Origin of the sequence: Legionella bozemanae (assembly GCF_001648595.1) — a bacterium.
Lineage (GTDB): Bacteria > Pseudomonadota > Gammaproteobacteria > Legionellales > Legionellaceae > Legionella > Legionella bozemanae.
In genome coordinates this window covers 3,253-16,314 of the sequence record NZ_KV441807.1, presented here as the reverse complement: position 1 = coordinate 16,314, position 13,062 = coordinate 3,253, and the positions used below count along the sequence as shown (strand labels likewise).

Here is a 13,062-nt window from a genome sequence, read left to right as displayed (position 1 = left end):
AGAAATATTTTTATGAGATCGTCGGCATTGGAGCACGCTTTGGCTCCGCCGCACGATTAACATAAGAATCAACCAATTCAGTCAGAAATCCGATCTTATCTGACATAGAAAGATGATCTGCTGCTAAAACCCCTTGCGTAATACCCTCAAACACTTGTGTCAGTGGAGTTTGTATACGTTTTTCTAATTTACCCTTCTGACTAGGGAATTGATTCTCAAGAGCCCGAGTAATCCCTTGCACTATTGAGGAAATAATGCTCTCGTTTTTAGGTACTATCTGTAATACTACTCCATCTTCATCTGTAATCTCGGTTATTAGAGGTTCATGTCCTTTTCTAGGAGGAGCTAGAGTGGTGGTAGATTTACCTGGGTCGAAAAAAGTAAGAGCCCTTGATTTTGTAACCTCTGGTAATTTTGCACCTTCTTGTAGTTTTGTAACTTCCTGGGTTTTTGTAACTTCAGATGGTGTGGTAACTTCACGTGTTTTTGAAGCTTCACGTGATTTTGCAGCTTCATGGCTTCTAGTAAAGTTAACTTCTAACCAGTTGACTAAGCGAGAAGGATTCTCAGTGTGAAGACAAAATTTATTATGAGTACACTCGTCTTTGATACTGTAACCTTTTTCAATACGAGCAACATGGTTATCAACAACAAAGTACTCTTTTGTTGCTGAAAAAGGAGGCAAAATAGCGCCTGGATAAATAATAAAATTATAACCTAACTGCGCTGCTAACAACATAATAGACGGACTTTCTTCTCTTAAATAGCCTCGAGAACGCTCAGTCCATACTTCACAATCGCCTTCATCTTTAGAATGACGTTTCACAAAGTCAATGACTGAATCCTCAATAGCTTCTTGAAGGCCTTCTACGTTGTCATAATAAGGTAATATGTCTTTTAATGTTTTATCAAAATCACGCTGAGTTACCCATGTATGCCAACGAACGATCTCGAAATTCTTTCCTTGCTCCAAAGCGAGTTGATTGATAATAGAAATTTTTTCGTCCATTGATGCACTACTGGGAAATCTGCTTTTGAACTCATCAACAGTCATACCCAAAGGAGTTAAGAAAGCAGCTAAATTACTCTCAAAATACTTTTCACCTTCTTCCAAAGCATTCTTCTTAAGAATCACTTCTTCGTCAGGAGACGTAGTCTTCCCCTTAAGATTGTGCCAATAAATTTCATCAGCAATTAAAAAAGTTGTTTTACCTTTAGGGCCAGTAAAATCAGTAGGAGTTTGATGAGTAGCAACAGCTTGTTGCACAATAGCTCCTAAATAGTCACCGGCACAAAACTCATTTCCTTTAATACTTAAAAGGACTAAATCTTTTGTAGTCTTTAGAGAGGGAAAACGACTTTTACTATTGTCTCTTTTATTTATCGGATCAAAACTTGCGGTAACAAATTTACCTTCTTTCGGACCTCTAACTTTTGGCATCTACATATTTTCCTTCGCATTTATTTTATCACTACAGTACGTAGCAATTTAGTCATCATTTTAAAATTATTTAAAATCATGACATTACGTACTTAAATGAGTATTTTTTAGATTATTAAAATCAAAACCATTAAATTTCCAACCGAAAATATAGCCATAGTATAACTCATTTTGAAGAAAAAATAACCATTTTTTTCATAAATAGTTTATAATATCCTCACACATTATTTAAAAAAGACAGAGCATTTTGGACGGTTTACTATACTCTTCACGAGTAAGTCCATTAATATAGTGTCTACAATAGTTACAACAATATTTTACTTAATAATGCATCATCTCGCTTATTAAGATTATTTATACGGTGAAAAATGGATTCTGAAAAAATAAAAGAATTACACGAAATTATTGATCGAAAAAATGCGGAAATTCATCAATTAATGCGTTCCCTGGAGGAAGAAAAACTAAAATTTAAAAATGAGTTACAAGCCGTTCATGATTATTATGAAAATATAATTTCTTTAATGCCAGGGCATGTTTATTGGTTAGATAAGAATAATATATTTTTAGGTTGTAACGATGCACAAGCAAAAAGCGCTCGTTTGAAATCAAGAAAAGATATCGTTGGAAAAACCAATTACGACATGCCATGGAAAGATCAGGCGGAAGAATTAAATAAACTTAATACATTAGTAATGGAAACAGGCATACCACATACTGCCGAAGAATATGCAGTCATGACTAATGGAATGGGTATTTATTATTCTCAAAAAGTTCCTTTACGCAATCAAAAAAATGAGATTATTGGCGTTTTAGGCATTTCTCTAGATATCACAGAGCGCAAAAAAATGGAAGTTGCCTTGCGTCGTGCCAAAGAAAATGCAGAAGTTGCAAACCAGGCGAAAACTGAATTTATAGAAAATATGAGCCATGATATTTATACCCCATTAAGCGGTATTGTGGGGATGTCACGACTTTTAGAAGAGAAAGCCGAAGATCCTGAAAGAAAACAATATGCACGCTGGATTCACGAAAGTAGCGAACAACTACTGGATTTGCTCAACGGTGTAATGGAAATCGTTACAGCAGATAACCTCAGAGAACGTGATGTACATGAGGAATTATTCGAATTACGCAAGAACATTAAAGATATTGCACATCTTGTACAACCAACCCTGGAAATGAAGAAAATTCAATTGAATATTGAGATTGATGAAACAACGCCAAATAGTTTTATTACTGATGGTACAAAATTACATCGAGTTTTGTTAAATCTTGTAGGAAATGCGATTAAATTCACTGATACCGGTGTTGTTACAATTAAAGTAGAAACTCTTTCTCATGAAAATAGTTATGCCCAACTTCGATTTAGTGTAATCGATACAGGAATTGGTATACCTCCTGAATTAAAAAATAAAATTTTTGATCGTTTTTTCCGTGCTATTCCTTCTTATAAAAGCCAACACAGTGGTTATGGTGTTGGTCTTCACGTAGCACAAAAATACTTAAGTCTATTAGGTGGAGAAATAAATCTAGAAAGTGAAGTTGGAAAAGGCTCTACTTTTTATTTTACCCTTACGATGAAAATTGGATACAGTGAGAACAACTCCTCTCTCTATGGAGCGGGCGAAAGTAAATTACAGCAAGAAAAAACAGAATCTAATTCGCCGCTAATTTTACTCGTAGAAGATAATATTATCTCCTTGCATATGCTTGAAAATGTTGCAGAGCAAGCTAAATATCAGTTCTATTCTGCGATTGATGGTGAGCATGCTTTAGAGTTGCTGGAAACAAATGATTTTGATTTAATCATTACGGATATAGGCATAGCCGGCAAAGCAGATAAGAACCTCATTCAGTGTATTCGCGAGCAGGAAAAACAAATACAGAAAAATCCTATACCAATTATTGGTCTAACTACCAATACCTCAGGTAAAGTAGAAAATGAACTTTTGCGTTCTGAAATGAATAAAGTGTTGACCAAACCCATTCATTTAAAAATGCTGCAGGAAGTAGTCAATGGACTCAATTTATCCTCTCCAAAAGAAGATAATGTGAGCTAAAATCCAGGGGGTGTTGGCTTGGGGGATCGTCACTTACCATTATCTTTTTCTTTCTATGCCCCGCGAGATCCCGCTCTGTTGCAAATTTATTGGCTCCCGCGGACAAGCCCTGAGCGATCCACGCGAAATTTACCTCCCTACGTACCGCGCTTTTATGCGCGGTATCTAGAGGATGTTTATTGAGGCACAAAAGGTTCTAATTAGGATGGGGGCCATTGTTCTGGATACCGCACATAAAGTGCGGTACGTAGAACGTTGAGTATATTTCTTTTAAAAACATAAAGTGACATTCAATTTCCGCGTGGTTCTCCCAGAAACAAGCCGCGGGATGTGGTAAGTAAAGTATTTCTTGAAGAATGTCTAATACCAATACATCAAGGTTCCTAATTCAATAAGTTGACAATCCCTCAGATTTTTTGACCCTAATTATTTTATGGGGTTTCAAAATAATTAGTGTCTAAAGGATAACAAACCCAACTCAACGATGAACCATTGTAATTCACTTCAAGTGTTGAGGTGTTTAAAGCAGATAATTCAGGTTGCTTATCTATATAACACACTTGACGTACCCCATTTACGCTTACATAGTAATAAGATGTTGTAGACTTATAATCACTTGGCACATAGTAAACATCGCCTTGTTTTTCCAAGATAATTGGCTGGCCAGTAATTATTATTTTTTCTGCGTAGGAAACTGCACTGAACAGTGTAAGCGAACAAATGATTAATAATATTTTTTTCATAATAACTTCACTCCATGAAATAATTTGAGTCGACATGATTAAGTATAGAACAATAAAAGTGTCCCATAATCTATTTTTCGTTCATCATAATCACTGAGCGAAATCGCACTTTATTTGATATCATCGCTTCAAAAGCTTTTTCCGCTTGCGCAAGTGGATACTGTTCAATCATAGGGCGAATCCCCACTAAAGCACAAAACTTCAATGTTTCTTCGATGTCAATTGCACTTCCAGATGGCCACCCTCTAATCGAACGTTTGTTACCAATAAGCTGAGTTGCTATCACTTCAATTGGATCATTGGAAGCTCCAACAATAAGAAGCTCCCCTTTATTTCCAAGACCATTAATTAAAGGAGCAATCGATTTACCACTAGGCGCTGTTGCCAAAATAACCCGGGCACCACCTAATTTTTGCAATTCAAGAACAACATCATGAGCATCGGAATTTAAATAAATATGAGCCCCTAGCTTTTTAGCAAGTTCTTCTTTGTCAGCCCCAGAAGATAGAGCAACCGTTTTAAATCCCATTTTATTAGCAAATTGAACGCCCAGATGCCCTAGCCCTCCCACGCCCTGTATTGCAACCAAATCACCTGGACGAGCAACACTATGTCGTAGCGCATTAAAAGTGGTTACACCGGCACACATTAATGGCGCAGCATCAGCAAAGGAGAGTTCATCAGGAATGGCAACAAGCGCCTCAACTGGAGCTATCATATATTGGGCATATCCACCATCATAATGTAATCCTGTGATTTTATGGTTTTCACATAGAATAAAATCACCATGGCGACAGGAAAGACATTGGCCGCATAGAGCACCTGCCCAACCTACCCCAACACGTTGACCTGGTTTCCATTGGGTAATATTAGTACCAACCTCATCAATTACCCCTGCTACCTCATGTCCTGGAATTCTTGGAAATTGAATATTAGGCCACAAATTTTCTTTCACAAAAACATCCGAATGGCATACACCACATGCTTCAACTTTAATACGTACTTGATTTGCTGCCGGCATCACAATGTCTTTTTCAATAGATTCCCATTCTCCTGACTTATTTACTTGCACTGCCCTCATCGTTTTCATTGTGTATTTCCTTATGTAATTCAATATATAAATGCAATGACTTGCACATGCTTCAGCAACTGATTAAAAATTCCACTATCCAGAGTGTAGACTGCCTCATGCAAAATGTCATAATCAGGATTTCAGAGAAAAAATTCTAGGCTTGTGCTTTTTGGTGTTTTGTACATTGAGAGCGATTATAATCCTTTAATCGCTGTGCATTCATGACACACTGCCACTTATTTAAAAAGGAATATATATGAATACCTTGGATTGGCTGACAAAACTTATCGCCTTTGATACCACCTCACGCAATTCCAATTTATCCCTAATAGAAACTCTGGCGAATGCTTTGAATGATTATCAGATTAATCCCATTTTAATCCATGACGACAAAGGGCTTAAAGCAAATTTACTCGCCTCTATCCCCGATCACCAGAGTCGACTTGAGGGAGGACTTATTTTATCGGGTCATACAGATGTAGTACCTGTTTATGGACAAACATGGGATAGCGATCCATTTCAGGCAACAATTAAAGACCAAAAAGTATATGGGAGAGGGGCGTGTGACATGAAAGGTTTCATTGCAGTAGTGATAAGCCTTATTCCCCAATTGAAATCACTTAAACTCAAATTCCCAGTGCATTTTGCTTTTTCATATGATGAAGAAATTGGTTGCCTTGGCGCACCGAGCCTCATTGAGAGAATAACAAAACTAAATTATAAACCCAAAGCATGTATTGTAGGTGAACCAACCTCCATGCAACCTGTAATTGGGCATAAAGGAATACAATGCTATCGTTGTCAAATTCACGGTGTGGCTGCTCATTCATCATTGACCCCTCAAGGATGCAATGCAATAGAGCATGCCGCATCATTCATTACTTATCTTCGTAAAATGGCCCATCAGTTTCAATCTCAAGGAAATCGAGATGAGTCCTATGATGTCCCTTATACTACAGTATCCACCAATCTCATTCAGGGTGGAAATGCATATAATACGATTCCCAGTTTGTGTGAATTTGTTTTTGAAATTAGAAACCTGGTGGTTGATAACCCGGCTCAACTTCATCAACAAATCGTTGATTTCATAGATACGGAACTACTCCCTACCCTACATAAAGAACAATTAAACACGAATGTGATTTTGGAAACCCTCGCTCAAGCGCCTGGATTGGATACGTCCCCCTCTGAACCAATTGTTCATGCTGCCCAATCAATTTGTCACAATGAAAAAAAATTAAAAGTGGCTTATGCCACTGAAGCAGGTTTATTTCAACAAGCGAAAATACCTACTATTGTTTGTGGTCCGGGTAGTATCGAGCAGGCTCATCGTGCAAATGAATTTGTTGCCCTTGGACAACTTCATCTGTGTGAACAATTCATTATCAAGATGCTGCACTCATCATTTCTTAAGAATTCGGAATAAACAACGAATAGTTACTGAGTATTATGACATGATAATCCTGTATATCCCATTCCATGAAGAAAATGATCTAAATGCTCGTGCACTGGATTGGAAAGAAACACTTAATGATCAAAGCATACTCATCGTACAGCATGGTAAGCCCATGAATTATAAATTAATGGAACGCGAATACCTCACCATTTATATACTTGCACATGGAATTGATAATTTATTGGAATATTTTCATCTGGCAAGCACGTGTTCCAGTACAAATCAACCTACTCATCTTGGCATTGATAAAATAGCAGAACGCTTTAATTATGATTTTGTCTATCTACATCACAGGATTAGCAATATAAAGCTTTATTTTTGTAATAATAAAGGAAATCAACAAACCATAGCAGAAAAATTCAATAGCCATTTGGTCTTATTCGATGCATTTATTGATTATTATGCCGGGACACTTTTTTCTCCCTCAACGGATAAAAAGAAATACTCCTATTGTCATGGCAAATGGTATTCCAGTTCAAATGTACGCCAGACGCTCCATAAAAATAAAATTTGGCAGAATCCGAATGACCACGTAAGTATAAAACAACTGAGCATGCTTAATTTTTGGGAAAATGCAAAACAAAACCGTATGGATTTAATACTTAATAGACAAAAAAAGGCACGCCAAAAACTAGTGATGCAAAGAAGAAATACACAGCAGAAATCAGGTAGTGAAGAGACGCAAACCACAAAATCAAACCAACTGCCTGGCCCCTAAAGATAATCCGACATTGCTTTAATGCCAATTTATTGCCATTCCTAAGTATGTTAATTAGGTTCACCAAAACTGTTTTTTTGCGGTAGATAATCATAAAGTTTTTTATGGTTTATTTTTCCGCTATTGGTCAATGGTATCTCTCCAATAAAATATATTTTTATCGGAATTTTATATTTTGCTATAAATTGGGTTAGATATTGGCTAAGCTCTGATTCGGTCAATTTCTTTCCACTTTTTAGTACCACAAATGCGACAGGCACCTCTCCTTCATGAGAATCAGGAATACCTATTACTCCTGCTGCTTTAATTGCGGGATGCCGATAAATCGCAGCCTCAACTTCGCCTGGCATTATATTTGATGTGTTCCGAATAATTATATCTTTAATACGGCCGGTAAAATAATAATTTCCCTGACTGTCTTGCTTTGCGCTATCACCCGTTTTAAACCAACCCTCTATAAATGCTTTTTGTGTTTCGCTAGGATTATGCCAATAATTCAGCATGAGCATATCCCCCTTTACCAAAATTTCCCCATCTTCCCCTTGCGGAACTTCTTTACCCGATTTATCCACCAAACGAAGTTGTACTCCAGGAAGAGGTTTACCAATACAACCACTTTTAGGATTCTCTTCTCGACACACTGTCATCCAAATACCCTCGGTCATCCCATAACCAACGTGAATCGGCTTCCCGGCACAGGCAACAAATCGCTTTTGAACTGCCTCAGGCAATACATCCCCTCCTGTATACACCCCGCGTAGTGAGGCAAAACAATCCGAAGTACAACGTCCAGAATCCAAAATTTTCATCAGGGTATCAATATGTGGAACAGCCAAAGTCGGCCTGTGTTTCCTTAATCCCTCTAAATAACCATCCAAATGAAAACCATCATAGACAAGAACGGTGCCGCCTCGTGATAAAGTAGCAAAGGTCTCCATAAAGCCGCTGATATGACATTGTGGCTCACACACGATTATTTTATCTTGCGCAGTAATCGTCTCTAAAGCATCTGAAGTGGAGTCTAATATTGCTTCAATTGAGCTAAGAGTATGGACGACCCCTTTCGGTTGTCCAGTAGAACCTGAAGTATAAAAAATCACCGCAGGATTATTATAAGAAAGTTCGGATATCTGGAACTCAGTCGATGTACTCATGATATCTTGAAACAAGGAGTATTTACTGGGCTTTCTAGTGCTGCCAACAACAAACACCTCTTTAATGCGTGTTGCAGCTAAATTAATGTCTTCCAATAAAAATAATTTATCCTCCTCAATAATTAAATAACAAGGCTCAGCATCATGAAGCACTCTTTCCAGTTCAGGTGGTGCATAACGACGATTTATAGGCATTGCAATACAACCCGTCTTAAAACAACCAAGATAAATAGAAACGATTTCAACGCTATTAGGAAGCATAAACGCAATACGTTCGCCCTTAATGTTTTCCTGGGATAAAAAGTTAGCAAAACAATTTGCAGCTCGTTCTAACTCTGCATAGGAAACACTTGCGTTTTCAAATATAAGCGCTTGCTTTTGTCCATAATTTTTTTCCATAGAATAAATTAAGTGTTCAGATAACATGCCCATGATTGCATCCATTGATTTCAAATATTTCTTGTTAATACTATAGGTTAAATTTTATTTTCTTGATCTGAACGATGAATTAATTTATAACGGAGTGTAAAATTTTTAAATAAATACTTATCTCAAGAATAGAAAAGCCTTAAAATCGCGGCTTCTTCTATGAAAAAACGCACGTTTGTTAAGAAAAACTTAAGAAAACTTTTTTAGACTATCGCTATAAAAATTTTTATACTTACAGGTGTTGATTATGCCAGCCATTCGATTCAGAGAAACTCCATTAATCCGTGAAATTTTGACGATTTATAAAGATTTGCAAGTAAAAATCATGGATATTGCTCACACCAGCATCGTTGAAATTCCTGTAGAACACCAAGGTTGGGGCTATACGTTTGGTTTAACCTATAAAGAAGGAATGATAGAGGGATTGGAATATCCTCAGCCTGGCGGATTATCCAGCTTGGCCAGGAAAATACAAGAACAAAATCATTCAAAAGAAATTAAAAGCAACTGCGACTACTTTAACTTTGTTTACAATACGTGTTATCAGTACATTGCAGATAATCAAAATCGCTATTTTGGCCGTGCCAATTTGAATGACATTTCGCATGGCAAAGTTGTAGCCATGATTCTATTGGCCCATCTTTGCCGCCAAGCATTGGAAAAACCCGTTCAGGAACAAGGAAAATACAAAGAACGAATCGAACTTTTTACCGTTGAATTACTTAAGCATAAAGACATCCAAAGTACTAGCAGCCAAGATGAGAAACTTCTTTCATGTAAGTCAGCCCTTGATCGGATATTTTCTGCTGCGCAAATGGAAGATTTGGACCAAGAAAATAAAATTGATGCCTATTACCAAACTATTGAAGATACAACTCGAAAACTAAATGAACTGCTTGCTGGCATTGATAATCACATGCTGCCATTATTTAGTGGACAAAATCAAATTGATGTAACGCATTTGCAGGATCTGTTCGCAAAAGTTGGTAAAGCTACTCTCACTTCTACAGAACAAAAAGTTATTGATGATCCCTTTGTTGCGGAACTATTTGCTCACCCTGCAGCCGCTTTACAAGAAGATGCTTACCTGCCCCTTTATAAAGGACTTACTTATCACTTGCCTGATAAGGGTAATTTTTTATGGGAACAGTTTGAACAAGAACAACGAGAAAACTTGATTAAACTATTACAGTTGAGAGATAAATTACGTGTCTTGCAAAATGAGCTAAAAAGACTTCATCAGTTCACAAGCGGCAATAAAATCAGTTACTTTAATGATTTTATTAAATTGTCCGAACCCTACTTGAAAGACATTCATCATGTCAAAAGTGAGCTACATGTTTGTTTGGAAAAGTTTGAGGCAGATTGTGGTAAGGTTTACCGACAACGAAGCCAATCTTCAAGTTCAGCCCGTAGCTTATGGGAACCTTTTTACTTAGATAAACGCCCTTTAGTTGAAGTACGAAATCATTTTATCACCGCATCTCAACAAATTAGTGCCGCATTTGCGAGCATTCCATTTGATTGCTTTAATGCACTAAAAGAATTCAGTAAAGAAGCCAATGAAGTTGTAAAGCGCGGAAACATCCTATTTGGCGACAAATTTGATATGGCAAATAGCGCTTTTCAATCTGATATTTCTCGAGCACAAGCAAAAGAATTGAACCGCCAGGCTGAGCTTATTTTAGTAAAACAAAAAAATATCTTGGCCGAATACGATGAGCTAATTCTCCAAGCACAGCAATCTCAGGATGAAACAATAAAAAAACTGATTGATGTTCTGCAACGACGCCGCACGGTTGTTGCGCAAATTATCCAGGCTATTGAATTACAAACTCATGATGTTGCTGAAGAGGAAGGTTTTGTTCTTATTGAGAGCAGCAACTTTGAAACCAAAATACTTGAAGAAGAACATCAAACTGCCGGTTTTTTTCAAATTGTCAGGAACTATTTATCTCGCCCAGCAGTGAGCACACATGAGTATAATGATTTAAAGGAAGAGTTGAAAAGAATAGGTATTGAATTAAGCGACACTCAAAAAGAAAATTTCAGTTTGAAACGACTGAATGAAGCAAATGAAAGAGGTCTTTTGCAAAAAGATGAAGAAATTCGAGCTCTCGCTGCCGAGGTACAAAAAAGAGATGAAAAATTAGAGCTTATTGCAGGTATTGCAAACATCTCAATGTTGGATACACATAATTCTCGATTATTGATGAAGCGCATTACAAATGATCAAACAGCCCAAATAAAAGAATTATTAAGTGTGGTCAATAATATTGAGGCGATTATCCAACAAGGAAAAAACTATCAAAAAGCTTATGAGACAAAAGCTGGTGAATACGATAGTTCATTCTTTTTTAGTCATAATGCTAATGGGAAAAGACATGCTCGCCAGACCATAAATGCATGGGAACGTTATCTGCACTCTATGATGAATCAAGCGATTAGGCAAGTATTAGAGAATGGAGAAGATATGGATGATGAAAAAATGCTTGCGCTCAGCCATTTTTTTTCTAAATCTTTAGCGGACTCAATCGACAGTTTAATCATTAATGAAGATTACAGCAGCTACAAACAACATTCTTTCCGTAATTATCTGAGTTATTTTCATCGACAGCTCATTGCCGATGGACAATTAAAAGAGAATTTAGCTGTTAAAATCGATTCAATTCAGGACGTTAATGAAATTTTTAACACCGTTAATGCTTCATTTGATAGAACAAAATTAGAAGAGTTTGAAGAATCTGTAAAAGACTATAAATCTTTAAGTATATAGGAACATTCCATTAATATTAAAACCAGTCAAGCCATATGGTTTGGCTATAAATGATTTTATAATATGGAGTTCTTTAGGTTTATTGATAGGCCGTATAGGGATCGAACCTATGACCAAGAGATAAGAGTCAGTTTTTTTATCAATTTCATACGCTATCAAAAATACTCAATTATGATCACAACCCATTGTAAATACTGAGTTAACGCATTATCCTAGGTATCAAAAAATAACAAATATATTCGCTTAATCACATAAAAAAAGTGCCCACTAAAGTGCCCATTGAATAACATAGGATTTTTATGAATCAATTCACAGGGGACACCAACCACATTGGTCTTAATACGTATGTTAAAAAACGAGCACTCCGCTCAATGGTTACTAGCAATTTGAGAGAGATCAGATGAGTAATTTTAATATAAGAAAAGCTCAGCGTGAAGACGTCCTTCCTATTATTAAATTACTGGCCAATGATCTATTGGGTAAACAACGTGAATCTTACCAAGAACCCTTACCAGAGCAATATTATACTGCTTTCTCTGATATAGATAACGATAAAAATAATTATCTAATTGTTGTTGAAGACAATAATAAAATTATTGGCACTTTTCAATTAACCATTATTACTTATTTGACTTATCAAGGAGGGAGGCGTGGTCAAATTGAAGGGGTTCGTATCGATGAACAATATCGAAGCCAAGGAATTGGCAAGCTTATGATCGAATGGGGAATCAATAAGTCACGTGAAATGGGCTGTCATTTAGTACAGCTAACCATGGACAAGAAGCGACTTGAAACTATCGAGTTTTATAAAAAATTAGGGTTTGTTGCTTCTCATGAGAGAATGAAACTACATTTACCATTTGTAGGTGATTAAACTTATTGTTGAACAATAACTGAGCAATGCTTCGGCGTTGAGAAAAATCAATTTATTGGCTACAACCTATGCTGACAAAGGGTTATAAGGGTGTTGTGGGAAATTTCGTACCTTCCCGCAAAGAACCCCTATAAGATTACTATTTCTTGGTCTCGATACCCAACCGTTTTGCCCTAAATGAAAGGCCTAGAAAAACATTAGGATTAAAAATCCTAATATGTTATTTTTGTCGCAAACACTTAGTTAAAGTGTAGTTGCATTAGCTAGTTGAATCCACGTGAACGCCTAGGGCATTGGGTTTGATTATCTATGTTAAAGGATCCAACATTAGATAGTATT

9 protein-coding genes are annotated in these 13,062 nt (G+C 36.6%); 5 read left to right on the top strand and 4 right to left on the bottom strand.

Translation table 11 applies throughout. The features are described 5' to 3' along the window. Positions 1-10 precede the first annotated feature (10 nt). A complete protein-coding gene (locus tag A8O27_RS00060) occupies positions 11-1,441 on the bottom strand; it encodes a hypothetical protein (RefSeq protein WP_058459548.1) in 1,431 nt (476 codons plus the stop codon). A 368-nt stretch (positions 1,442-1,809) separates the two neighbouring features. Between A8O27_RS00060 and A8O27_RS00055 the strand changes: the two genes are divergently transcribed. After that, entirely contained in the window at positions 1,810-3,501 is a 1,692-nt protein-coding gene (locus tag A8O27_RS00055; protein ID WP_058459549.1) for an ATP-binding protein, read from the top strand. 431 nt (positions 3,502-3,932) lie between these two features. Here the strand turns inward: A8O27_RS00055 and A8O27_RS00050 are convergent, their stop codons facing one another. Beyond that, entirely contained in the window at positions 3,933-4,244 is a 312-nt protein-coding gene (locus tag A8O27_RS00050) for a hypothetical protein (protein ID WP_058459550.1), read from the bottom strand. Between the two features lie 70 nt (positions 4,245-4,314). Next, positions 4,315-5,334: an alcohol dehydrogenase gene (locus tag A8O27_RS00045; RefSeq protein ID WP_058459551.1), complete on the bottom strand. Its 1,020-nt coding sequence runs from the start codon at positions 5,332-5,334 to the stop codon at positions 4,315-4,317. Between the two features lie 238 nt (positions 5,335-5,572). Between A8O27_RS00045 and argE the strand changes: the two genes are divergently transcribed. Next, positions 5,573-6,742 carry an acetylornithine deacetylase gene (gene argE / locus A8O27_RS00040; RefSeq protein ID WP_058459552.1) on the top strand — a complete coding sequence of 390 codons (1,170 nt, stop codon included), beginning with the start codon at positions 5,573-5,575 and terminating at the stop codon, positions 6,740-6,742. Between the two features lie 28 nt (positions 6,743-6,770). Beyond that, complete coding sequence (locus tag A8O27_RS00035; protein ID WP_058459553.1) at positions 6,771-7,490, top strand: hypothetical protein; 720 nt, start codon at positions 6,771-6,773, stop codon at positions 7,488-7,490. Positions 7,491-7,540: 50 nt separating this feature from the next. On the opposite strand, the gene A8O27_RS00030 is transcribed toward A8O27_RS00035, so the two are convergent. Beyond that, positions 7,541-9,070, bottom strand: a complete 1,530-nt coding sequence (locus tag A8O27_RS00030) for a class I adenylate-forming enzyme family protein (protein ID WP_374930654.1) — start codon at positions 9,068-9,070, stop codon at positions 7,541-7,543. A gap of 250 nt (positions 9,071-9,320) precedes the next feature. Here A8O27_RS00030 and A8O27_RS00025 point away from each other — a divergent pair, with 250 nt between their 5' ends. Together A8O27_RS00025 and A8O27_RS00020 are read left to right on the top strand one after the other, a co-directional pair. Beyond that, positions 9,321-11,849, top strand: a complete 2,529-nt coding sequence (locus A8O27_RS00025) for a phage tail tape measure protein (protein ID WP_058459555.1) — start codon at positions 9,321-9,323, stop codon at positions 11,847-11,849. Positions 11,850-12,249: 400 nt separating this feature from the next. Further along, a complete protein-coding gene (locus A8O27_RS00020) occupies positions 12,250-12,723 on the top strand; it encodes a GNAT family N-acetyltransferase (RefSeq protein ID WP_058459556.1) in 474 nt (157 codons plus the stop codon). The last annotated feature ends 339 nt before the right edge of the window (positions 12,724-13,062 follow it).